Annotated in this window: 19 protein-coding genes; 13 read left to right on the top strand and 6 right to left on the bottom strand. The window is 71.5% G+C overall.

Going from position 1 to position 23,833, the window contains the following annotated elements; all coding sequences use genetic code 11:
* The first annotated feature begins 58 nt into the window (after positions 1-58).
* The gene (locus ACZ4TG_RS00920; protein WP_468159166.1) at positions 59-715 is read left to right on the top strand and encodes a maleylpyruvate isomerase N-terminal domain-containing protein; all 657 of its coding nucleotides are present in this window, start codon (positions 59-61) and stop codon (positions 713-715) included.
* Positions 716-757: 42 nt separating this feature from the next.
* Here the strand turns inward: ACZ4TG_RS00920 and ACZ4TG_RS00915 are convergent, their stop codons facing one another.
* From ACZ4TG_RS00915 to ACZ4TG_RS00905, 3 genes are all read right to left on the bottom strand, one after another.
* Complete coding sequence (locus ACZ4TG_RS00915) at positions 758-1,078, bottom strand: hypothetical protein (RefSeq protein WP_468159165.1); 321 nt, start codon at positions 1,076-1,078, stop codon at positions 758-760.
* A 155-nt stretch (positions 1,079-1,233) separates the two neighbouring features.
* Positions 1,234-2,931 (bottom strand): Imm49 family immunity protein, encoded by a 1,698-nt coding sequence (locus tag ACZ4TG_RS00910; RefSeq protein WP_468159164.1) that lies wholly within the window; start codon positions 2,929-2,931, stop codon positions 1,234-1,236.
* Between the two features lie 99 nt (positions 2,932-3,030).
* Positions 3,031-3,456, bottom strand: coding sequence for a VOC family protein (locus tag ACZ4TG_RS00905; protein ID WP_468159163.1), 426 nt, complete (start codon positions 3,454-3,456; stop codon positions 3,031-3,033).
* 218 nt (positions 3,457-3,674) lie between these two features.
* On the opposite strand from ACZ4TG_RS00905, the gene ACZ4TG_RS00900 reads away from it, so the two are divergent.
* On the top strand, positions 3,675-4,661 hold the full coding sequence (locus ACZ4TG_RS00900) for an aldo/keto reductase (RefSeq protein ID WP_468159162.1): 987 nt from the start codon (positions 3,675-3,677) through the stop codon (positions 4,659-4,661).
* Between the two features lie 72 nt (positions 4,662-4,733).
* On the opposite strand, the gene ACZ4TG_RS00895 is transcribed toward ACZ4TG_RS00900, so the two are convergent.
* Entirely contained in the window at positions 4,734-6,272 is a 1,539-nt protein-coding gene (locus tag ACZ4TG_RS00895) for a UDP-N-acetylmuramoyl-L-alanyl-D-glutamate--2,6-diaminopimelate ligase (RefSeq protein ID WP_468159161.1), read from the bottom strand.
* Between the two features lie 206 nt (positions 6,273-6,478).
* Positions 6,479-6,616 (bottom strand): hypothetical protein, encoded by a 138-nt coding sequence (locus tag ACZ4TG_RS00890; protein ID WP_468159160.1) that lies wholly within the window; start codon positions 6,614-6,616, stop codon positions 6,479-6,481.
* 331 nt (positions 6,617-6,947) lie between these two features.
* Here ACZ4TG_RS00890 and ACZ4TG_RS00885 point away from each other — a divergent pair, with 331 nt between their 5' ends.
* The 3 genes from ACZ4TG_RS00885 to ACZ4TG_RS00875 all read left to right on the top strand — a co-directional run bounded on the left by ACZ4TG_RS00885 (position 6,948) and on the right by ACZ4TG_RS00875 (position 11,082).
* The gene (locus ACZ4TG_RS00885; RefSeq protein ID WP_468159159.1) at positions 6,948-8,240 is read left to right on the top strand and encodes a phospholipase D-like domain-containing protein; all 1,293 of its coding nucleotides are present in this window, start codon (positions 6,948-6,950) and stop codon (positions 8,238-8,240) included.
* A 313-nt stretch (positions 8,241-8,553) separates the two neighbouring features.
* On the top strand, positions 8,554-9,741 hold the full coding sequence (locus tag ACZ4TG_RS00880; protein WP_468159158.1) for a glycoside hydrolase family 64 protein: 1,188 nt from the start codon (positions 8,554-8,556) through the stop codon (positions 9,739-9,741).
* Positions 9,742-10,272: 531 nt separating this feature from the next.
* Positions 10,273-11,082 carry a CAP domain-containing protein gene (locus tag ACZ4TG_RS00875; RefSeq protein WP_468159157.1) on the top strand — a complete coding sequence of 270 codons (810 nt, stop codon included), beginning with the start codon at positions 10,273-10,275 and terminating at the stop codon, positions 11,080-11,082.
* A gap of 111 nt (positions 11,083-11,193) precedes the next feature.
* Here the strand turns inward: ACZ4TG_RS00875 and ACZ4TG_RS00870 are convergent, their stop codons facing one another.
* The gene (locus ACZ4TG_RS00870) at positions 11,194-12,819 is read right to left on the bottom strand and encodes a helix-turn-helix domain-containing protein (RefSeq protein ID WP_468159156.1); all 1,626 of its coding nucleotides are present in this window, start codon (positions 12,817-12,819) and stop codon (positions 11,194-11,196) included.
* 220 nt (positions 12,820-13,039) lie between these two features.
* On the opposite strand from ACZ4TG_RS00870, the gene ACZ4TG_RS00865 reads away from it, so the two are divergent.
* The 8 genes from ACZ4TG_RS00865 to ACZ4TG_RS00830 all read left to right on the top strand — a co-directional run bounded on the left by ACZ4TG_RS00865 (position 13,040) and on the right by ACZ4TG_RS00830 (position 23,621).
* The gene (locus ACZ4TG_RS00865; RefSeq protein ID WP_468159155.1) at positions 13,040-14,533 is read left to right on the top strand and encodes a sodium:solute symporter family protein; all 1,494 of its coding nucleotides are present in this window, start codon (positions 13,040-13,042) and stop codon (positions 14,531-14,533) included.
* A 24-nt stretch (positions 14,534-14,557) separates the two neighbouring features.
* On the top strand, positions 14,558-15,307 hold the full coding sequence (locus ACZ4TG_RS00860; RefSeq protein ID WP_468159154.1) for a class II aldolase/adducin family protein: 750 nt from the start codon (positions 14,558-14,560) through the stop codon (positions 15,305-15,307).
* Between the two features lie 62 nt (positions 15,308-15,369).
* Positions 15,370-17,010, top strand: a complete 1,641-nt coding sequence (locus tag ACZ4TG_RS00855) for a thiamine pyrophosphate-binding protein (RefSeq protein ID WP_468159153.1) — start codon at positions 15,370-15,372, stop codon at positions 17,008-17,010.
* 239 nt (positions 17,011-17,249) lie between these two features.
* A complete protein-coding gene (locus tag ACZ4TG_RS00850) occupies positions 17,250-19,325 on the top strand; it encodes an ATP-binding SpoIIE family protein phosphatase (RefSeq protein ID WP_468159152.1) in 2,076 nt (691 codons plus the stop codon).
* Positions 19,326-19,681: 356 nt separating this feature from the next.
* Entirely contained in the window at positions 19,682-20,530 is an 849-nt protein-coding gene (locus tag ACZ4TG_RS00845) for an MBL fold metallo-hydrolase (RefSeq protein ID WP_468159151.1), read from the top strand.
* A 3-nt stretch (positions 20,531-20,533) separates the two neighbouring features.
* Positions 20,534-21,415, top strand: a complete 882-nt coding sequence (locus tag ACZ4TG_RS00840) for a LysR family transcriptional regulator (protein ID WP_468159150.1) — start codon at positions 20,534-20,536, stop codon at positions 21,413-21,415.
* Between the two features lie 70 nt (positions 21,416-21,485).
* Entirely contained in the window at positions 21,486-22,541 is a 1,056-nt protein-coding gene (locus ACZ4TG_RS00835) for a tartrate dehydrogenase (protein ID WP_468159149.1), read from the top strand.
* Between the two features lie 396 nt (positions 22,542-22,937).
* Positions 22,938-23,621: a phosphatase PAP2 family protein gene (locus ACZ4TG_RS00830; protein ID WP_468159148.1), complete on the top strand. Its 684-nt coding sequence runs from the start codon at positions 22,938-22,940 to the stop codon at positions 23,619-23,621.
* The last annotated feature ends 212 nt before the right edge of the window (positions 23,622-23,833 follow it).

The following is a 23,833-nucleotide window of genomic DNA, read 5'->3' as shown; positions in this document are numbered from 1 at the left end:
CGGGCCACAGGCCGTGGGAGGAGGGCTGTCCAACCCGACGCCTGGCAGTATCGGCGCCATGGATCTCTTCTCACGCTCGTGGACGGCATTGCGCGCGGCGGTCGCCGAGCTCCCGGACGAGGCCTTCGCACAGCCCTCCGGCTGTACCGGCTGGCTCGTACGGGACCTGGTGTGCCACCTGATCATCGACGCACAGGACGTCCTGATCACCCTCGTCACCCCGGCCGACAAGGAGCCGACCCGCGACGCGGTGACCTACTGGGAGGTCGCCGAAGCTCCGCCGACCGGTGACGACCCCCTCGACGCGCTGACCGTCCGGCTGGCAGCCGCGTACCAGGAGCCGTCACTGCTCAAGTTCCACCTCGACGACGTCGGCTCCGCCGCCGGCCGCGCCGCCGAACTCGCCGACCCACACCTGCGGGTCGGCACCCGCGACGAGGTCCTCACCGCGGGCGACTACCTCCGCGCGTACGTCCTGGAGTGGACGCTGCACCACCTCGACCTGGTCGCGCACCTCCCGGACGTGCCGGGCCCCTCCGCCGAGGGGCTCGCCCGGACCCGCGAGATGCTGGAGAAGATCGCCGGGTTCGCGTTCCCCGCGTCGTTCTCCGACGAGGACGCGTTGCTGATCGGCACCGGACGCCGCACCCCGACCGACGCGGAGAGGGCCGGACTGGGGGAGCTGGCGGCCGGGCTCCCGCTCGTCCTCGGATGACCGCCCGGCTGAACGGGCCCCACCGACACGGGCAGGACGGCGTCAGAGCCGGTAGGGCCAGACACTGACGGCGTCCCGCCCGACCCGAACCTCCACCCACGACCCGTCGGCACCTTCCGGCGGAGCCGGTCCGGTGAGGTCGAAGAGGATCGACGTGCCACCCAGCTCCAGGACGGCCGCGCCGTCCTCGGTGAGACTCAACCGGCCCCGGAGGACGACGCGGTCGCCGTCCTCCCGCAGCCCGGGCGCGGCGGATGTGGCCGGCCAGGTGTTCACCGCCCAGGCGAGGTCCTCGTCGACGCTCCACTCGACGTGGTGGTGTTCACCGTCCAGTGCCTCCGGGGCACCCCGCCAGAGCGCCACAGCAGTGCCCACCGCCGAGTGCACTCGGACCCTGGTGGGCCCCCGCACATCCTTGCGAACTGCTTCGACTCCGACCAACACCCGGCCACCACCCTTGACTCGACGCGCTTCGAACGAGAGGTTTCCGCCGGGAGCGGCTCCCGGCGGGCGCTGCGTCAGGGGATGTCCTCGATCCGTTCACGGTTGAGGAGATACGTGGGCAGATACGGCTGGTCCTTGGCGACCGGGAACGCGTAGTCGTAGGCCAGGCACGCCATCGCGAGGGGCCCGAGGGCCGCCCGGGCGCGCGGCGCCGCCGATTCGCCCCAGTAGCCGCCGTGTTCCGCGAGGGCTTCGGCGAGCGTCCCGGCGAAGGCGTCGTGGTCGCGCGCGATGAGGCGGTGGAAGAGGGCGACCGGCTGGTAGTCGATCCGGTTCACGTAGTCCTTCGGCGCGTGCGTCCGGTTCTCCGGCATGGACGTCTGCATGGTGGCGAGCAGCTTCTCCACGACGGGGTCCATGGAGGGACCGGAGAAGTAGGTCTGCAGGGTGTCGATCCAGCGCACGACGTACTCGTCGACGGAGTCGTCCCGTTCCAGCGTCGCCAGCGGCACTTGGCACAGCCGGCCGATCCGCTCCGGCTGGCGGCACACGATCGCCAGGTAGAGGGCGTCGAGCCAGGCGCGGGCGTCCGCGGGCGGTGCGGCGGGTGTGGCGGGCAGCTGAGCGACCAGGTCGCCGCCCAGGTGGCACTGCTGCGGCTGCGAGCCGGTGAACAGCGCGGAGCCGAGTTGTACGGCCGTGGCCCACGCGTCCCAGGTGTCGATGTCCGCCGCCTTCGGGTCGGCGGCGCAGCGCGCGTGGGCGAGGGCGACGGCGGAGGTGAAGGCGTCGCCCAGCCCGGCCGGGTCCTGGCCGAGGCGCGCCGTCGACTCGAACGCGGTCTGAGCGAGTGCGGCGACGTCCGGGGCCTGGGCCGCGGCAGGCGTGGCGATCCGCCCGGCGCGGTCGAGGCGGACCAGGCCCTTCATCAGACCGAGCAGCTCCGCCGGAGGCTGCAGGGAGAAGGTACGGGTCTCCTCGTCGATGACCGTGAGGGAGGTCAGGCTGCCCTCGTACCACCAGTAGACCCGCGGGGACAGCGCGCCGGCCCCGTCCTCGTAGGCGCCGAGGGCGTACGAGGCCAGGCCGTTGAGGGCATCGGCCACGGAGCCGTCGGTGATCGGGTGGTATGCCAGCTGGTGCCGGTTCGGGACGGCGACCAGCGCCCCGGCGTCCGGGAGCGGCTCGCCGGTGAGCTGCCGGGCCGCCTCGGACAGGAACAGCGCCTTGCCGGCGACGAAATGGGAGTCGCCGTGGACGACGTGCAGCCTCGCCCGCCCCGCCACGGACACCTCCTCGTGCTCGACGGGCACGCGCATCAGGTTCGCGTACGCCGCCTGCCCCAGCTCTCGCAGCCCGGCACGCTCCACGTCCTCGTCGGTGAGGATCCGTACGCTGGTGGGTGTGTCGAGGGCATAGGCGAAGACGAGCCCGTCGGCCACCACGCGCGCGTAGCGCAGGTTCTGGGCAAGGTCCGGTGTGAGCGAGTCGACGGGCAGCAACCGGGCGTGCACACCACGCAGCAGCTCCTCGGCGCTCTCGCCACCGCGGCTCGCCTGCCGCAGAACGGCGAAGTGCTCGGCGACCAGGTGGGGCCAGTGGGCCGCCGACGCCTGGCGGCAGGCGTACGCGAGGTTGTGCAGGGAGTGGTGGAGGCCGTCCTGGGCGTAGGGGGCGGCGAGTTGCCGCAGGTAGGTGGCCTGAGTGGCCGTCAGCATCGGCAGGCCGGAGTCGGGGGCGTCCGTGGTGTCAGGGGCGTCGTCTCGGTTCACCCGTACGACTGTACGAGGAGCGTGCGCGACGGCATAACCGGCCGGGACCGCGCGCCGGGGTGCCGCCCTCCTCGGCCCGAGCCGTGACGGCCGGTCCGCTCAGGCGACCGGCTGGCCGATGCCGAGGAGGTTCCCCTCGCTGTCCCGGAACCAGGCGCCACGTTCGCCCCGGGCGCCCTTGCTCGGGTAGTTCCCGTCGATCTCCGCGATCCCGTCCCGCGTCTTGAGCCCGGGCACATCGACGTCCTCGAACACCACGCCGCGCCGCTTGAGCTCCGAGACCACGGCGTCGATGTCGTCGACCTCGATGGCCATCTGGGTGAACGTGCCGGGCGAGCTTCCCGTCGACCGGAACAGCACGAAGTCCGTGCCCCCGCACCGGTACAGCAGACCGCCGGGCCGTTCGTCGACGGGCCCCAGACCAAGCCGCTCGGCATAGAAGCGCCGTGCCCGCTCCAGATCCTGGGCGGGAAGCCTGGTCGCCACGCGGGCCCCGGCCAGAAGGTTGTCGCCGCTCGTGTTCATGCCCCCACTGTGCCGCGTACGACAACAACAGGCCGGCACCCGGCGCGCGCCACGGCCGCGGCCTCACCGGGAAGCAGCACGTCCTGCGCCGGTGCGCTTCTCCCGCAGGGACGAGCAGCCCTCGGCCGACCGCCCGGGAGAACAGCTCAGTTGACATGGAGTGCACTCCAACACCTAGCGTCCTGATCAGATCATTTCCGAGCTCAGGAGGCAGCACCATGACAGACGTCCGCACCCGGCACCTGGGCAGCCTGGCGGTCTCCGCGCAGGGCCTGGGGTGCATGGGCATGAGCCACGGCTACGGCGCCTCGGACGACGCGCAGTCGATAGCGACGCTGCACCATGCCCTCGACCTCGGGGTGACCCTCCTGGACACCGCCGACTTCTACGGCGCCGGGCACAACGAGGAACTGATCGGACGCGCCGTGGCCGGGCGCCGCGACGAGGTGGTGCTGGCAACGAAGTTCGGCTTCGCCAACCGCCTGGGCGAGCCCACCCGGGTCCGCGGCGACGCCGCCTACGTGCGGCAGGCGTGCGAGGCTTCGCTGCGCCGGCTCGGGGTCGACCACATCGACCTCTACTACCAGCACCGGGTCGATCCGCAGGTGCCGATCGAGGAGACCGTCGGAGCCATGGCCGAGTTGGTCCGGGCCGGGAAGGTCCGCCACCTCGGGCTCTCCGAGGCCGGCCCGGACACCATCCGGCGGGCGCACGCGGTGCACCCGATCGCCGCGCTGCAGAGCGAGTGGTCGCTGTGGACCCGCGACCTGGAACCGGAGATCGCCCCGGTCTGCCGCGAACTGGGCATCGGCCTCGTCCCGTTCTCCCCGCTCGGGCGCGGCTTCCTGACCGGCCGGTACGGCTCGGTCGAAGGGCTGGACGAGACCGACGTGCGGCGCAGCCAGCCGCGCTTCGCCGACGGCAACCTCGAACGAAACCTGGCGATCGTGGCGAAGCTGAACGAACTGGCCGAGGCGAAGGGAGTCACCACCGGCCAGCTCGCCCTGGCCTGGGTGCAGCACCGGGGCGACGACGTGGTGCCGATCCCCGGCACCCGGCGCCGGCGCTACCTGGAGGAGAACCTCGCGGCCCTGGCCGTCGAGCTGTCCCCCGAGGACCTCGCCGCCATCGAGGCCGCCGCCCCGTCCGAGCAGGTCGCGGGCACCCGCTACGACGCGACGAGCCTCACCTTCGTCAACCGCTGAGCCACGCCGCCCCGGCCGTACGGCGCTGACGGCCGTGCGGCAACCGGCATCGCCACCGCTCCCGCGATCCGGCTACGAAGCCAGACCGGCCACGGTGGCGGGCTGAGCGGTGCGCGACCGAGCGGCCGCCTGCTCCAAGGCGAGTTCCCGCACGGTGGCCATGTCGCTGAACGGAAGCAGCTCCTCGCCGACGATCTGGTGCGGCTCGCTGCCCTTGCCGGCGATCAGGACGGTGTCCTCGGGGCCCGCCGCGGACAGGGCGAAGGCGATCGCCTCGCGGCGGTCGGCCAGCCGCTCGAAGGGTGTGCCGGTCGCCGTGAGGCCGGGGGCGATCTGGTCCAGGATGGCCTGCGGGTCCTCGCCTCGCGGGTTGTCCGAGGTGAGGACGCACAGGTCGGAATGGGTCCCGGCGATCCTCCCCATGTCGGCCCGTTTCGTGGTGTCCCGGTCACCGCCGCAGCCGAAGACGGTGATCAGGCGGCCGCGTGCGTAGCCGCGGATGGTGGCCAGGACCTTGTCCAGGGAGTCCGGGGAGTGGGCGTAGTCCACGATCACGGAGGTGCCGCCCGGGGTCTCGAAGCGTTCGAACCGGCCGGGGACGGGCGGCATCCGGACGAGTGCGGCGACGAGGCGGCCCAGATCGTGGCCCAGGACGTGGCAGGCGGCCAGGGTGGCGAGGGCGTTGGCCACCGAGAACCGGCCCGGGACCGGGATCGACGCCGGATACGCGCGCCCGCCGTGGTGGAGGACGAACCGCGTGCCGGAGGCGCTCACGGTGAGGTCGGTCGCCCGGTAGTCGGCCGGACCGTCAAGGGCGTACGTGGTCACCGCGCCCGGCATCATCGCCGCGATCCGGGCGCCCAGCGGGTCGTCGGCGTTGACCACGGCGTGCCTGCACAGTCCCTGGAAGAGGCGGAGCTTGGCATCGCGGTAGTTGGCCATCGTTCCGTGGTCGTCCAGATGGTCCTGCGTCAGGTTCGTGAACACACCGACGTCGATGAAGGTGCGGTCCACGCGGTGCGTCAGCAGGGCCATGGAGGTGGCCTCCAGCACCACGCTGCCCGTCCCGCGGTCGCGCATGAACCCCAGCAGGTACTGCAGGTCCGGCGACTCCGGGGTGGTGAGCACCGATCGCGGCATCGGGATCACCTCGTCGCCGATCCGGCTGCCGGCCGTCCCGATGACGCCCACCTTCGCGCCCTCGGAGATCCGCAGGGCGGACTCGACCATGTACGAGACCGATGTCTTGCCGTTGGTGCCGGTGATCGCCACCATGTCCATCCGGCGCCCCGGTTCGCCGAAGTAGCGGGAGGTCACGATCGCGGCCGCCTTCCGGGCGTCCGGCACCCGCACCGCGCAGGCTCCCGGAGGCCACACCGATGCCGCGAGGGCCGGTTCCGTACCGTCGACGAGGACGGCCGCGGCTCCACGGGCCAGCGCCGGCGAGACGGAGCCGGGTCCGCCCTCCCGGTGCCCGGGCACGGCGATGAACAGCGAGCCCGGTGTCACCCGGTCCACGTCGAACGTCGCCCCCGCGGTGATCCGTGTCCTGCTCGGGTCTCCCCGGAGTACGTGGTGCTCTTGCCCGGCCAGCAACTCGCTCAGCTTCACAAGGATCCCTTCGAGGTGGCTCGACCCGGTCGTGCGGCCGTAGCCGGGCGGCAGTGCCGGTCGGAGTGCCGGGAAGCTGCTGTGGTGACGTGGAGCAGGGGTGGAGAGCGCTCGGCGAGAGCCGGGCGCGGCGGCTCAGCCCGGAGAAGGGGCGGCCGCACGGTAGGCGGGAGCCGCCGCGATCAGGGGAGGGGAGCCGTGGATCGCTAGCCGTGGCCGTGCAGCGCGATGCGGCGGGTCTCGGGCGCCTCGACGTCGGCCGCGGTGGCCGGATCGACGACGGCCGGGCGCAGTGAGGAGGCCGCCTGCTGCAGGCACTGCCTCAAGGAACTCATGCGACCCATGGGCCGAGTGTATGGCCATTGCGGCGCCCCGCGGCCCACATCGGCTCACCTCGCCCTCGACCGGACATCCGTCCGGCGGGCCGCCCGGCAGCCCGGCAGCGGTTCGGCTCCGCCCCCTGGACGCCTCGGCGTGCTCTGCCGCCTGCTCGCGCGGGCCGCGAACCGGCCGGGGCCGCAGTGGATAATGATCACGGTCCGCCGGGCCCGCAACAGGCCCGATCACTCTGCGCCCTGGGCGTCGCGAGCGACGGGTGGAGTCGGTATGCGGTCCGGTCGGCCCCGTCACCAGTCAGACAACGCAGCGGCCGACGCCGCCCCGGAGGGATGTCACTTGAGACCCATACAGAAGATCACGAAAGCGGGGATGCCGACCGCCTTCGTCCTGCTGGCGGCGCTGGTGGGCGCCTCCGCCTCCGCGCCCGCCGTGGCGGCGCCCGAGGCACCGGCGGGTGCCCCGCTCGTGTCGACGGGTGCCACCTTCAACGACCCGACCGACCCCGACGGCCAGAAGGCGATCTTCACGCACATCTCCCGGCTGATCGACGGCGCCGTCCCGGGCTCCGACATCAAGATCTCGGCGTTCGTCTTCGGGTCGGACTGGCTCGTCGGCCGGCTGGGCTCGGCACACCAGCGCGGGGTGAACGTCGAGGTACTCCTCGACCACGAGAGCACCACCCACTGGGCCGGGGGCCCGGCGTACGCGAAACTCAGCGCCCTCCTCGCCGAGAAGAAGCCGGGCTCGGGGAACTCGTGGGTACGGGTCTGCGGCGAACACCAGGCCTGCCTGGCCAAGGACCCGAACCCGAAGGACAGTTACTACGGCGTCAACCACAACAAGTTCTACCTCTTCTCCCGCACCACCGGGAGCGCCAGCGGCACCGTCCCCGTGGACAACGTCCTCGTGCAGACCTCGGCCAACCAGACCACCTGGGACCTGGAAAACGCCTGGAACGACGCGCTGACCGTGGCCGACAACAAAGAGCTCTACGACGCCTACGCCGGCTACTTCGCCACGCTGGCCGCCGCGCAGGCCGACCCGGCACTCCAGGTTTCCGACTTCGCCAAGGAATACCAGGCCGGCAAGGCCAAGGCGTACTTCTTCCCCCGGGCGAGCTCCGACGTGATCCTCAACATCCTGAACACGGTGGACGACCCGGTCGCCGGGAGTCCCGCCTGCAACGGCAACTCGCCGGGCTACGGAACCGCCGACGGCCGCACCGTGATCCGCATCGCGATGCACCAGATCAGCCGCATCGAGGTCGCGAAGAAGCTGTGGGAGCTCGATGACGCGGGCTGCTACGTCGACATCGTCTACCGCAGGCTCGACAACACCGGCACGGCGATCGCGGACCAGCTGGCCAAGCCCACCAAGTTCGGTGGGATCTCCCTGCACAAACTGGACGACGCCGACCCGGGCAGCACCGCCACGCACTCCAAGTACCTCCTGATCGAAGGCGCTTACAAGGGGACGCGCGACCAGAAGCTCGTCTACACGGGCAGCCACCCCTACACCTACCTCGGCCTCACCTCCAGTGACGAGGCTCTGCTCAAGTACGACGACCCCGCGGTCCACGACGCCTACCGCCAGAACTTCTGGCACCAGCGCGCCGCCGCCGACCAGTAGGGGACCTGGGGCCCGGGCCGGGCGGGCGCAGCGCCCGCCCGGCCCGGGCCCCGTCGGCCGGCCGTCGACCCTCGTCTCCTCAACGCGAGCCGGGGACACCGCACTCCGACCCGTCTCGTGGGCGGTCGAATGTCTCCGAGCTTCGTCACGTTCATTGACAGAAGATGAACACGGCCCGATTCTGAGAGCGCTCTCAGGCTTCAGGGCATTCACTCAGGCCCCTCGGCACCCCCACGCCGGCCGAGCGGGCCCCGCACCTCCGCGCCACCGGGATCCACCGCACTCGGGATCCGCCCCCCACAAGGAGGAAGACATGTACCGCTTACCGAAGGCACTGGCAGCCCTGCTCTCGGCGGTGGTCGTCGCCGCCGGCTTTACGGTCCTCGGACCGTCGACGTCCGCGGACGCCGTGCCCACGACCATCCCGCTCACGATCAAGAACACCTCGGGACGCGGCGAGCCGGCCTACATCTACAACCTGGGCACCCTGCTCTCGACGGGCCGGCAGGGCTGGGCCGACGCCAACGGCGCGTTCCACCCGTGGCCCGCGGGAGGCAATCCCCCCACCCCCGCGCCCGACGCCTCGATCACCGGTCCGGCCAACGGGCAGACCAAGACGATCCGGATGCCCAAGTTCTCCGGCCGCGTCTACTTCTCCATCGGCCAGAAGCTCGTCTTCCGGCTCACCACCGGCGGCCTGGTGCAGCCCGCCGTGCAGAATCCGTCCGACCCCAACCACGACATCCTGTTCAACTGGTCCGAGTACACGCTCAACGACGCCGGCCTGTGGATCAACAGCACACAGGTGGACATGTTCTCGGCTCCGTACGCGGTGGGCGTGAAGGCGGCCAACGGCGCGGTCACGAACACCGGCCGGCTCAAGCCGGGCGGCTACAACGCCGTCTTCAGCCAGCTGCGTACGGCAGGCTGGGGCGGAATCATCCAGAACCGTCCCGACGGCACGCCGCTGCGAGCGCTCTCGCCCGGTCACGGCATCGAGGCGGGCGGACTCCCGGCCGGTGTCATGAACGACTACGTCAACCGGGTCTGGAGCAGGTACGGCTCCTCCGTGCTCACCGTGACGCCGTTCGCGAACCAGCCGGACACCAAGTACTACGGCCGGGTCTCGGGCAACGTCATGAACTTCACCAACGGTGCGGGAGCGGTGGTCACCAGCTTCCAGAAGCCGGACTCCGACAGCATCTTCGGCTGCTACAAGCTCCTGGACGCACCCAACGACCTTGTCCGCGGCCCGATCTCCCGCACCCTGTGCGCGGCCTTCAACCGCTCGACACTGCTGACCAATCCCAACCAGCCCGATGCCGGCAACGCCAACTTCTACCGGGACGCCGTCACCAACCACTACTCCCGCATCATCCACTCGCAGATGGCCGACGGCAGGGCGTACGGCTTCGCCTTCGACGACGTCGGCGCCCATGAGTCGCTGGTGCACGACGGCAACCCGCAGGAGGCCTTCATGACGCTGGAACCGTTCAACTAGGACCGGATCGGACGAGGGGTCTTGCTGCGAAGCCGATGGGTCCCTCCGCGGGACGGCCTGGTTCGTCCCCTCCTGATGTGCGCAGGAGGGGACGAATGGGTCGCCGTGGCGCGGGTACCCGGAGGTGGGTGCGGGCCGTTTCGGTTCCCCCGGGATTCGTGACATGCGTCACGGTGTGAGCGTCGGCCGGGCCATCCCTGCCGTGATCGTCGGTCATCGACATTTCCGCATTTGTGCCAATTTGGCGTTGACATGCCCCTCTCTGCCGGAAACGGAATCACCGATTCCTGGTTTGCCTTCGCCGATGCGGCTGGTGGAGATGGGTTTTGGTCCTGCGTCAGGTGCTCACCGCAGTGGGCGCGGCGAGGACATGCACGATCTTGGAGCTGATTCAAGCGCTGATCGAGAACTCTTGTGCGCCTCAGCCGCCGCAGCTTGCCAGGCCACTGCCTCGCTTCTAAGAATGGCGGCTCCTCCGGCGCCCTTGCGGTCCGGCGCCGGGAGCTTCGCGATCACCAAGTGAGGTCACGCATGAGGAAGCACCGTAAGAAGACGCACCATCGGAAAATAGCCGTCGCCGTCGGGGCGCTGGCCATCGTGGGAGTGCCCTCCGCCGCCATGGCGTGCCTGGACACGCAGGAGACCGGCCCCGTACGGTCCGCCGCGGCCCGGCACGACAGCCGCCCCTGGCACGGAGCCCCCTACGGCGGCCCGGGCTCGCAGTCGCCCGTGGAAGCCCCGGTCCAGGCCGGCGCCCCCGCGGCCCCCGACGCCGCTCCGGCGGCACCTGCGGAGCCCGTCGCCCAGCCCGTCGCCCAGCCCGTGGCAGAGCAGCCCGTAGCCGAGCAGCCTGTGGCCGAGCAGCCCGTCGAGACGGCGCCGCCCGCGCAGCAGGAGCCGCAGCCGGTGCAGCCCCCGGCCCAGACGGCCGAACCTGCCGCTCCCGGGGCCTCCGAAGCGCCCTCCGGCGCCGCGGCCGCGGTCCTCGCGCTCGTGAACCAGGAGCGCGCCGCCGCCGGCTGCCAGGCGCTCACGCTCAACGACAAGCTCACGAAGGCCGCGCAGGACCACAGTGCGGACATGGCTGCCCACAGCAACATGTCCCACACCGGCTCCGACGGTTCGGACCCGGGCCAGCGCATCACGCGCGCCGGGTACGTGTGGCGGACGTACGGGGAGAACGTGGCCTACGGCTACAGCACCCCCGAGAAGGTCATGGAGGGCTGGATGAACAGCCCGGGCCACAAGCGGAACATCCTTGACTGCTCCTTCAAGGAGATCGGCATCGGCCTCGCGCAGCCCGGCCAGTACTGGACGCAGGACTTCGGCGCGGCGCGCTGATCCGGCGGCGCCGGTAGGCGACGTACGACGTGGGGGGTGGCCGTGACCAGGCCGCCCCCCCACGCTCGCATGCCGGGGCGGACCGGCCGTGAGGGCCCGAACGTACGACGCTCAGACCCCGGCCGCGCCGGGGCGTTCGCCGGGCAGCCAGTGGAGCGCGAACCAGAGTTCCATCCGGACGTCGGGGTCATGGACGTCGGTCCCGAGCAGCTCGGCGACGCGGCCGATGCGGTGGCGCACGGTGTTGCGGTGGATCTGGAGTGCGGTGGCCGTCTGATCCCAGCTGCAGTGCAGGGCGAGCCACGTGCGCAGCGTCTCCAGCAGGACCGCGGGTCCGGGCGACGCGGCGCTGTCGAGCGGGGCGAAGCGGGCGCGGGCCAGCGCGGTCGCGTCGGCGGCGCCGACGATGCCGTGGACGCTCTGTTCCTCGGCCCGGTGGTGGACGACGGGCTCGCCGGCGGCGAGGGCGCGCCGCAGTGCGCGCTCGGCCTGCGTGTCGGCGACGGGCAGGTCGGTGGTGGCCACCGGTGCGCTGAAGCCCAGGGTCCAGCCCAGCCGGGCAGCCGCAGCGGCAGCGGCTTCGGCATCCGCCTCGGCGTCGGCCGCGACGGCCCGCCCGCCCGGGACCAGCGCGCGCAGCCCGTCGCCGTCCAGGTCGAGGTACGAGGTGCCCAGGGCGGTGCCGAGGGCCGCGAGCTGTACGGGGTCTCCGCCGACGCCCTTCGGGCCGGCTTCCGTCCGGCTGCGGTGGCCGTGTACGACGACCCAGCGCCCGCCGGGCGGCGCGTCGGCCGGCAGGAGGGTGGGGGCGACGGCGGGGGGCGGGGCGCCGAGCATCAGCCGGACCAGCGCGCCGGCACTGGCGGCGTCCGTGCCGAGGGCGTGCCGGGGGCTGGTGAGCAGCGAGAGCAGGACGGTGGCGACGCCGGTCACCGAGCGGTGGACGACGGTGGGCGGCGTGGTGGCGGCGATGCCGACGACGAGCGGCCCCGTGGTGCCGTCCCTGCCGGGGAGCGTGTGGACGGTGACCCGGCTGCCCGCGTGGTGCTCCGCCGCGGCGGTCGGCGGCTGGGCGCGGCCCGCCTTGGTGAGCCGTGAGCGCGCCATGGTGCGTACGGCCAGGTCGAGCAGCTGCTGCCGGACGGCCGGGTCGGGCCGCGTCCCGGCGCTGAACAGCTCGTGGCCGTGCGCGTCGATCAGTACGGTCCAGGCTCCGAGGTGGGTGGAGAGCTGGTGCAGTACGGCGGGCATCGCGTCGGGGCGGGCGGCGGCGGAGGCGAGGGCGGACTGGGCCCGGGAGATCTGCCGCAGGTCGCGGGTGCTGGCCTCGGCCATCGCCCCGTAGAGGGACCGGCCGATGGCGACGAACGGGGTGGCGACCGGTACGCGCAGCAAGGGCAGGCCGTGCCGCCCGCAGGCGGTGACCAGATCCGGCGGCACCTCGTCGTGCACCGGTGCCACGCCGAATCCCAGGGCCGCGGCTCCCGCCCCGACGACGCCGCGCACGTAGGCGTCGATGCCCTCGGCGGTCTGCGGGAGGCGCACTCCGGCCGTGAGGAGCAGTTCGCCGCCGATCAGGTACGGCGCGGGGTTCTCGACCTCCGTCGTGCCGGCCGTACCGATCAGCCGGTCGTCCACGGGGCCCGCGATCTGTTCCAGACCCAGTTCGGGGTCGGCGAGCAGGGTGGCGAGAGGGAGGGCGGGGGAGCCGGGTGCGGGGTCGTGGGGGGTGGTCATGCCGTCCGTCCGTTGGATGGTTCATCCATTCCGCTCGATCACATTGGATGAAATCTGCTCTTCTCTGCGGTCCGCAACCGCAATAGCGTCACCCCTATTCCCGCCTTACCAGCCCCGCCGCCGTCACCCACCCCCGTGGTCGGCGGTCGCTGTCCCCCCATATCGGAAGCCACCGGGCGGCCCCTCCCCACCACGGCCGCACCCCATCGGAGGACCCCTCATGACGGTCGACTACACAGTGATGATCGGATACCTGCTCGGTATCGTCGGAGTCGGATGGTGGGGCAAGCGACGCGCCTCGTCCAAGAGCGACTTCCTCGTCGCCGGCCGCCGTCTCGGCCCCCTGATGTACACCGGCACCATGGCGGCCGTCGTCCTCGGCGGCGCCTCCACCATCGGCGGTGTGCGCCTCGGCTACACCTACGGCCTCTCCGGCGCCTGGATGGTCTTCGCCATCGGCCTGGGCCTGCTCGCCCTGAGCGTCTTCTTCTCCGCCCGCATCGCCCGGCTCAAGGTCTACACCGTCGCCGAGATGCTCTCGCTGCGCTACGGCGACGCGGCGAGCATCATCTCCGGGCTGGTGATGTGGATCTACACCCTGATGCTGGTCGTCACCTCGACCATCGCCTACGCCACCGTCTTCGACGTCCTGTTCGACGTGCCGCGCTGGGCGGCTGTGGTGATCGGCGGTTCCATCGTCGTCGGCTACTCGGCCATGGGCGGCATGTGGTCCATCACCCTCACCGACATGGTCCAGTTCGTGGTGAAGAGCATCGGCCTGCTGGTGCTGCTCCTGCCCATCGCGGTGGTCAAGGCGGGCGGCTTCGCGCAGATGAAGGAGGAACTGCCGGACGACTTCTTCTCCTTCACCTCCATCGGCGGGGAGACCATCTTCACCTTCGTGCTGATCTACACCTTCGGCATGCTGATCGGCCAGGACATCTGGCAGCGCGTCTTCACCGCCCGCACCGACAAGGTCGCCTCCTACGGCGGCACCGTGGCCGGCGTGTACTGCCTGGTCTACGCGCTGGCCGGAGCGGTCATCGGCATGGCCACCAAGGCTCTCTACCCGACGCTGGAGAGCGCGGACAGCGCCTTCGCGACCATCGTCAAGGGCGTCCTGCCGACCGGCGTCAAGGGCCTGGTCCTCGCGGCGGCGCTGTCCGCGATGATGTCCACCGCCAGCGGCGCCCTGATCGCCTCGGCGACGGTGGCCAACAACGACATCTGGGCGCGGCTGCGCGTCCTCGGCGGACGCCCGGCCCGCACACGGGCCGACGACCACGACGAGGTCCGCTCCAACCGCGTGACGATCGTGGTCCTGGGCGTCGTCTCGATCGTCGTCGCCTGCCTGCTGGACGACGTCATCGCCGCGCTGACCGTCGCCTACAACATGCTGGTCGGCGGCCTCCTGGTGCCCATCCTGGGCGGGCTGCTCTGGCGGCGCGGCAACCTCCAGGGCGCGCTGGCAGCGATGACCACGGGCGGGCTCACCGTGATCACTCTGATGATCACCAACGGTGTCCTGGCCAACGAGCCCATCTACTACGGCCTCGCCGTCAGCCTGGCCGCCTACCTGGTGGTCAGCCTCGCCACCCGGCCCACGGACGCCGGGATCCTGGAACAGTGGCGCCGCCGACTGGCCGGTCAGGACGCAACACCCGCCGACGAACCCACCGCCACGGACGCGGTCTCCGTGGCTTCCCGACCCTGACCGGACCGACCGGACGGACCACCCGTGAACACCACCGAACTCGAGCTGCGCCGCGAACTCGCCGCCGTCTACCGCCTGGTCGCGCACTTCAGGATGACGGATCTGATCTTCACCCACATCTCGGCGCGGATCCCCGGCCCCGAACAGCACTTCCTCATCAACCCCTACGGTCTGCTCTTCGAGGAGATCACCGCCTCCAACCTGGTGAAGATCGACCTGTCCGGCAGGGCGGTCGAGCCGAGCCCCCACCCCGTGAACCCCGCCGGCTTCGTCATCCACAGCGCGATCCACAGCGCCCGCGAGGACGCCCACTGCGTCCTGCACACGCACACCCGCGCGGGCTGCGCCGTCGCCGCCCAGGAGGGCGGGCTGCTGATGCTCAACCAGATGTCGATGGAGTTCCACAACCGGCTGGGCTACCACGACTACGAAGGCGTCGCCCTCAACCTCGACGAGCAGCAGCGCCTGGTCGCCGACCTGGGGGAGCACCCCGCGATGATCCTGCGCAACCACGGCCTGCTGACCGTCGGGGTGAGCCCGGCCCAGGCGTTCCTGCGCATGCACTACCTGGAGAACGCCTGCCAGATCCAGACCACGGCCATGGCGGGCGGCGCCCCGCTCCTGATCCCCGCCCCCGTGGTCTGCGAACTGACCGCCCGCCAACTCTCCGGAGACCAGCACGGCAGCGACCTCCAGGACGACCAGGCGTACGACCTCGCCTGGGCCGCCCTGCTCCGCCTCGTCGAGCGCATCGCCCCCGACCACGCCAACTGAGAGACCCCGATGAGTACCGAAACGCCTGGCCAGATCCCCACGACCCCCGCGGAGGGCGTCCAGTGAGCCACGTCCGCAACGGCGGCGACCTCGTCGTCGAATCCCTCTCCACCCTCGGCGCCGACTGCGTCTTCGGCCTCCCCGGCCAGCACGCCCTGGGCCTCTTCGACGCGCTGCGCCGCTCCCCGCTGCGCTACGTCGGCCTGCGCGTCGAGAACAACGCCGGCTTCGCCGCCGACGGCTACGCCCGCACCGCGGAAACCGTCGCTCCGCTGTTCCTGTCCACCGGGCCGGGCGCCCTCACCTCGCTCGCCGCCCTCCAGGAGGCGGCCGCGGCCTCCGTCCCGGTACTGGCCGTCTCCAGCCAGATCCCCTCGGCCGGGCTCGGCGGCCGCCGCCGCGGCTACCTGCACGAACTCACCGACCAGCAGGCCAGCTTCCGCGATGTGGTGAAGTCCGTACACACCGCGCGCACCGCCTCGCAGATCCCCTCCGCCCTCGCCGCCGCCTGGGAGTCCGCGCTCACCGCCCCGTACGGCCCGGTGTGGGTCGAGATCCCCCAGGACGTACTGCTCGCCCCCACCACCGTGCCCCGGGTGACCGGCCTGCGCGCCCAGCCCCGCGCCCTGGCCCCCAGGCCCGAGCTGATCGCCGAGGCGGCCCTGCTCCTGGCGCAGGCCGACCGGCCCGTCATCCTTGCGGGCGGCGGAGTGGTCCGCTCGGGCGCGACCAGCGAACTGCTCCAGCTCGCCGAGCTGCTGCGCGCCCCGGTGGCCTCCACCTACGGCGCCAAGGGCGCCTTCCCCTGGGAACACCCGCTCTCCCTCCAGTCCTGGATGGAGGACCGGCACACCACCGACCTGCTCGAAGAGGCCGACGTCCTGCTGGTGGTCGGCTCCGGGCTCGGCGAACTCTCCAGCAACTACCACACGTTCGCCCCGCGCGGCCGCCTGGTCCAGATCGAGGCGGACCAGGGCAAGCTGGAGTCCAACCACCCCGCCTTCGGCATCCACGCCGACGCCCGGCTCGCCTTGGCCGCGCTGCACAACTCCATCCCGGCCAGGGAACCGGACGGCCGCGCCGAGGAGGCGGCGGCCGGCCTCCTCAAGCGGGTTCAGGCCCGGCTCGACGAGCAGGGGCTGGAAGCGGAACGAGAGCTGCTGGCCTCGCTGCGCCGCGCCCTGCCCGACGACGCCCCGGTCTTCTTCGACATGACGATCCTCGGCTACTGGGCCTGGTCCGCCTTCGACGCACGCGAACCGAACACCATGCACTCCGCCCAGGGCGCCGGCGGCCTCGGCTACGGATTCCCCGCGGCGCTCGGGGCGGCGGTGGCCTCCGAGGGCCGCCCCGTGCTCGCCGTCTCAGGGGACGGCGGGGCGATGTACTCGATCGCCGAGCTGGCCACCGCCCGCCAACTCGCCCTGAACGTCACCTGGTTGATCGTCGACGACGGCGGCTACGGCATCCTGCGCGAGTACATGACCGGCGCCTTCGGCGAGGCCACCGCCACCGAGCTCGCCCGCCCGGACTTCGTCCGCCTCGCGGAGTCCTTCGGCGTTCCGGCGACACTCACCAGCCCGGCCGACGTGGAACGCGACCTCACCGCAGCCCTGGCCACCCCCGGTCCGAGCGTCGTGGTCCTCCCCGCACTGCTCCGCATGTTCGCCCCCACCCACCTCGACGCGGCCCCGGGAGACTGAACAGTCGCGTTGCGACACCACGGAACACGTGGTCGACGGGTGCATGCGGCGCAGCTACACCCTGGCGCCCCGGGGGCGCCCTTCTCCTCATCCCTCTGCTCCCGGTCACCGCCACAGCCGTGGCCATCCACCGCAGGCGCGGCAGCCGGGACCCGTCCATCGACGCCTGGCGTCAGCGGGCCCGGTCGCCGGGCGGCCTCCCGGGGGAGATACTGGAGACCACGCTGTGTGGAGGCGACATGCGCGAACCGGAGCGGGGTGGCCCGAGCCCGGCCTCGGCGTCCGTCAGTGACATGGCAGCGGTCGTACTGGACGACGAGGGCGTGGTCGTCGCCTGTTCCGGGAGCGCTGCGACACTGCTCGACTGCTCGCCAGGCCAGTTGTGTGCTCCCTTGCTGACGCTGCTTCCCCGCGACGGCACGGAAGCGGACCCGGGCGCAGACCCCGTGACGGTGCCCGGCGGGGATCGAACGGGCCGGACGGCAGACCTGGTGTTCAAGGTGGTCCGGCTCGGGGCGCGGGCCCGCGGCGATCCCACCTCCCAGCTGCGCTGGCTGGTACTGGTCACGTCAGCGGAAACCGCGGCAGAGGCGGCCGAGCGCGACTCCGAGAAGCGCCGCACGGAGTTGTCCCACGCCGCCGCCGAGGCCCTCGGCGCCTCGCTCGATGTGACGGCCATGGCCGAGAGCCTGGTCGATCTGCTCGTCCCCGGTTTTGCCGATCTGGCGACCGTGGATCTCGCGGAGCCGGTGATGGTGGGCGACGAGCCGCCCCACCTCGACGCCAGCGGCGACGTCCGGCTGCGCCGGACCGCCTCCGCGCAGAGCCCGGAGATATCCGCGGAGGACCTGCTGGCCGTGGGAGAGGTGGTGCCTCCCGTATCGGACAATGCGCTGATGCGCCCCCTGATGGAGGGGCGGCCCGTGCTGGTGTCCGACATCGCCGTTCTCCGCGCGACGCTCGCCGTGGATCCCGAGAGCCTGCCGTTGCTGGTCCCGGGCGGGGCGCACTCCTCCGTGGCGGTGCCGCTCTACGCGCGGGGCCTGATCCTCGGCTGCGTCACGGTCTGGCGCACTCAGCTGTCTTCCGCATTCGGCGAGGAAGACGCCGCCCTCCTCCAGGACGTCGTCTCCCGGGCCGCGCTCGGAGTGGACAACGCTCGCCGCTACACCAAGGAACACCAGTCGTCGGTGGCTCTGCAGCGAAGCCTGCTGCCCCGCTCGGCCCTCGACTTCACGGCCGCCGAAACGGTCGGGGTCTACCAGCCGGCGGCCGGCGGCGTGGGAGTCGGCGGGGACTGGTTCGACGTGATCCCCCTGCCGTCGCTGCGCCTGGCGTTCGTCGTCGGCGACGTCGTGGGCCACGGCCTCGACGCCACGGCGGCGATGGCGCGCCTGCGCACCGCGGTGCAGGCCCTGGCCGACCTCGATCTGGACCCGGGCGAGCTGCTCACGCACGTGGACGACCTGGTGCTCGGTCTCTCCAGCGAGCAGACGACCGGCGAATCCCGCTCCGAGCGAGCGGTTCTCGGCGCCACCTGCCTGTACGCCGTCTACGACCCGGTGGCGAGACGATGCGCGGCCGCCACCGCGGGACATCCGCCCCCGGCCCTCCTGCCACCGGGCGAAGAGCCGGCCTTCGTCGCGATGACGCCGGGACCGCCGCTGGGAGTCGGCGGAATGCCCTTCGAGGTCACCGAGTTCGGCGTACAGCCCGGCAGCATGCTGGCGTTCTTCACGGACGGACTCGTCGAGAGCCGAGACGGCGACATCGAGCAGGGGATGGAGAGGCTCAGGAGCTCGCTCGCCGGAGCGGATTCGAACGCGGCCCTGGGGGAGATCTGCCAGAGCGTCTTCGACAGCGTGCTGCCTCAAGCGCCCGGCGACGACGTCGCCTTGCTGCTCGCCCGTACCCACGCCCTTTCGTCCGACCGCCTCGCCGAGTGGGAACTCGAACCCGACCTGTCCCTGGTCGCGCACGCCCGTGAACTGGTGATGGGCCAGCTGTCCGAGTGGGAGCTGGACGAACTGGGCTTCGTGACGGAGCTCGTCGCCAGCGAACTCGTCACGAACGCCATCCGCTACGCCGGCGGCCCGGTCGGGCTCCGGCTCATCCGGGACCGCAAGCTCATCTGCGAGGTGTCCGACCCCAGCAGTACCCAGCCCCGTCTGCGTCGTGCCCGGGAGACGGACGAAGGCGGGCGCGGCCTCTTTCTCGTCGCCCAGCTGTCCGACCGCTGGGGCAGCCGGTTCACCCGCGCGGGGAAGACCATCTGGACGGAGCATGCGATCGGCGATGTGAAAGGGCCGTGGTGACGGTGTCGAAGCGCATGGTGGTGCGCGACTGCCGGTCGAAGCGCTCCCGGTGAGGCATGGCCGGGTGGTTGGGGTCGCCCGTGCGAACGATTTCACGACCACCAGGTCGCCGCCCCGGGCGAAGGTCTCGGCGGAGTAGTCGGGCATGGCGCCGGACCCGGAGATGAAGGCGCCGCCGTGGATCCAGACCGGGATGCGGCCTGAGCTGGTGTTCACGACGGGCGCGGTGCGGTCCTGGGCGAGACCCATGCGGTGCTTCATTCCAGGGCGGTGGTGTCGTACGACAGCTCAAGTTATTGCGTATTTCTAGCGCTCGTCAATATGCTTCTATCTCTCGGGTTGGAATGGAGAGTCGCATGACGACGTGGCGCATTGGTACGACCGTGGTGCACAAGGTGCTGGAGGCGGAGATGGCCGTTCCCCTCGCGGCCGTCCTGCGGACGGACGACACCGCGCTCCTGAAGAGGTACGCGTGGCCGGCGTCCGACTTCAGCAGGGCGGACGGCACCTTCGTGCTCTCGGTGCACGGACTGGTCGTGGACACCGGTACGCGCAGGATCCTCGTGGACACCTGCGTGGGCAACGCCCGGCCTTCGGTGCCGTTCCTGCCGATGCTCGACTCGGCCTGGCTCGAAGACCTCGCGGCCCTCGGCTACCCTCCGGAGTCGATCGACACCGTGGTGTGCACCCACCTCCACTTCGACCACATCGGATGGAACACGCGCCTGGTGAAAGGGGAGTGGGTGCCGACGTTCCCCCGTGCACGGCACCTCGTCACCCGCGTGGAATGGGACCACTGGGCAGGCGAAGCGGGCGCCGACCTCCACGACACGATGGGGCCGTTGATCGCCGCGGGTCTCGTCGACTTCGTCGGAACCGACCACCGGGTGTGCGACGGCGTACGCCTGGAAGCCGCCCCCGGGCACACCCCGGGGCAGGTGGCGGTCGTGGTCGAATCCGGCGAGGAACGCGCCGTGATCACCGGCGACCTCGTGCACCACCCGGTGCAGTTCATCGAACCCGACGTAGCCGGCCTCGCCGACACCGACGCGGCTCAGGCCGCTGCCACCCGGCGGGCATTCGTCGAACGGTACGCCGACACGGGGACGCTCGTCATCGGCACGCACTTCCCGGCCCCCACGGCGGGCCTGCTCCGGCGCGGCGGTGACGGGACCGTGCGGTTCGTCGCGGACGGCCCGCGCTGAACCGTGGACTTCCGGCAGCTGACGTACTTCCTCGCCATCGTGGACCACGGCGGCTTCAACCGCGCGGCCGCAGCGCTCTACGTGTCGCAGCCGTCCCTCTCGCAGGCCATGCAGGCCCTGGAACGCGACGTGGGGAGCGCCCTGTTCCACCGGATCGGAAGGAAGGCCGTCCTGACCGAGGCCGGTACCGCATTGGTTCCACGGGCGCGGGAAGCCCTGTACGCGCTGGAACTGGCCAGGGCCGGCGTCGACGCCGTCCGTGAACTGCGCGGCGGGCGCCTGGCGATCGCCGCGATGGCCTCACCCACGATCGAACCCCTCAGCACCATGGTCCAGCGCTTCACCGAGCGTTTTCCGGCGGTGTCGCTCAGCCTGCGCGTAGCCCTCACCCGCGAGGACGTGGTCGAGACGGTGCGCACGGGAGGCTGTGAACTCGGACTGCTGACCACCTCGTCGCCGCTGCCGAGCCGGGACGTCGTCCCGCATCATGTGGGAGACGACAGGCTCGTCCTGGTCACCCCGTGGGAGGGCCCCTTCCCGCCCGGGCGGGCGGTTCGAGCGGAGCAGCTGGAAGGGCATCGGCTGATCGTCGGGCAGCGGGGGACCGGTATCCGCGCCTACGTCGACGACCTGAGGGCGCAGGGCATCGACATCCGCATCGCGGTGGAGACCGAACACCGCATGGCCTTCCTGCCCCTGGTGCTCCGGGGTGTCGGACTGGCAGTGGTGACGCAGTCCTGGGCCGACCTGTCCGAGCGGGCCGGAGCCCTCGTCCTCGACCTGGAACCGGCCTCCCTCCAGCGCAACGTCCTGGTGAGCCGCAAGGCGCAGCTCACGCCGGCCGCCCGCGCCTTCCTGGAGGCCGCCATCGAACCGGCCTCATAGGGACGGCCTATGAGACACATCGGGGATACGTGTTGGACCCGGACGGCGCCTGATTGCTGGAATCCGAGCCATGACGAACCACAGCATCGCCCTCATACCCGGTGACGGCATCGGCACCGAAGTCCTCCCCGCGGCGCGAGAGGTCCTCGACACCGTCGGCCGGCGCCACGGCATCACCTTTACCTACACGGGGTTCGACTGGTCCTGCGAGCGGTACCTGCGTCAGGGATCGATGATGCCCGACGACGGCCTGGAGCAGCTCCGCCGTCATGACGCGATCCTGCTCGGAGCCGTCGGGTACCCGGGTGTGCCGGACCACGTCTCCCTGTGGGGACTGCTCATCCCGATCCGCCGGGCCTTCGGCCAGTACGTCAACCTCCGCCCGATCCGCGTGTTCGAGGGCCTTCCCAGCCCCGTACGCGCGGCCACGCCCGGCGAGGTGGACTTCGTGGTCGTCCGAGAGAACACGGAAGGCGAGTACAGCGAGATCGGCGGCCGGATGAACCGCGGCTTCCCCGAGGAAATGGCGGTGCAGCAAGCCGTGTTCACGCGGGCGGGAGTGACGCGGGTCCTCGACTACGCCTACGGCCTCGCCGAACGCCGCGGCGGCCGCCTCACGTCGGCGACGAAGTCCAACGGCATCGTGCACACCATGCCCTTCTGGGACGAGCTGGTGGCCGAGCGTTCCGCCGAACACCCCGCGGTCGACTGGGACCAGGAGCACATCGACGCGCTGGCCGCCAAGTTCGTCCTCGACCCCGCCCGCTTCGACGTCGTCGTCGCGTCCAACCTCTTCGGCGACATCCTCAGCGACCTGGCGGCGGCCGTGGCCGGCGGCATCGGCATCGCGCCGTCCGCGAACCTCAACCCGCCGGGCGAGTACCCGTCCATGTTCGAGCCGGTCCACGGATCCGCCCCCGACATCGCCGGGCAGGGCATCGCCAACCCGATCGGCGCGATCTGGTCCGCCGCGATGATGATCGAGCACCTCGGACACCCCGAGGCCGCCACCGACGTCACCGACGCCATCGCCCGCGTCCTGGCCACCACCTCGGTACGGACGCGCGACCTCGGCGGTTCCGCCTCCACCGCCGAATTCACCGCGGCCGTCCTCCGGCATCTCTGACGGGCCGCCGCCTTGACGGCGGCGGCCGGGCCTGGGCCGGCGACGGCGGTCGGGCATGGGGCGGCGAGGCGGGCGGTTGGCGGGGAACCGGACGCCGCGATGTCCAAAAGTTATGTTGCATTCGTAGCGACAGTCAGCTAAGCGCGATACTCTCCGCTGGCGCGACGCTACCGCCCGTCGCCGCCCCGGCCCGGCCGCCGCCCATCGGCGAAGTCGTCGGCGCCGCCTTCCCCCGCATCCCTCCGGCTCGCATCGCAGAGCGAGACGCGTCGCGCTCGATCGCGCCGGTCGGACCGATGCGCCCGTGCCCGTTCCTTCCCGTGCCCGAACGCCGGGAAGGTGACCCCGATTGAGGCAAGCATGATCGACCCGACCTCCCCAGGACGCCCGTCCCCGATGTCATCCGCTCCTGCCCGGCACCACGTTCCCGCTCCACCGCCGCGCGGCGCGCTGGCGGCGGGAGCGGCACTCTTGCTGATGGCCCTGTCCGTCGGCCTTCTGCTCGGAGGTGACCAGCCGCCGTTCTTCCAGGCGTTCGACGACAGCTGGGCACAGTGGATGGACGGTGGGGGGAGCGGGGTGGCCGCGGACCTCGCCTACCTGCTCGACAGGCTGGGCGGCCCGTTGGGGGTGGTCTTTCCGCTGACGCTGACCGGCGGCCTGTGCGTCTACGGGCGCTGGAGGTCGGGCCTGTTCGTCTTCGCCGCCGCCGTCGTGACCAACATCCTGGTGATCCTTCCGCTGAAGTCGCTGGTCGACCGTCCGCGGCCGCCGCATCCGCTGGTGCTGGTGAACGACGGCTCGTACCCCTCCGGCCAGGTGTTCACGGCCGTGACGCTGGTGATCGCGGCCGGCGTCGTCCTGTTTCCGCCGCGCGCGAGGCGCTGGTGGTGGCTGTTCGGCGCCCTGTACGTCGTGGCCATGATGTGGAGCCGGACCTGGCTGCACGCCCAGTGGCTCAGTGACGCTGTCGCCGGAGCCCTCGCGGGAGGCGGGGTGTGCCTGCTGCTGCAACGGGCCTTCGCGCCGCTCCTGGAGCGGGAGGCGGTGCTCGCCGCGGACAACCGGCTCTGGCTCTAGGCTCTGCCCAGAAAGTCGTTACACGTGTAATCTGCTGATTGGAGGCGCCGCGTCGGGGGGCGCGGCGGTCCGGCCCCGGGTGTGGCGCAAGCCCCCGGGGCCGGGTAAGTCGACCGAGATGCGCCCGAAGGCGACGGTCCGGCCCGGGCAATTCGGTGCTCGCGGCTCACGCTCCACGCGGGCGCACTTCTCGGCTCATCACTTACACGTGT

This window comes from Streptomyces sp. NPDC028314 (assembly GCF_055565795.1).
The sequence above is the reverse complement of the archived record's forward strand: the minus strand, read 5'-3'. Positions and strand labels throughout refer to the sequence as shown.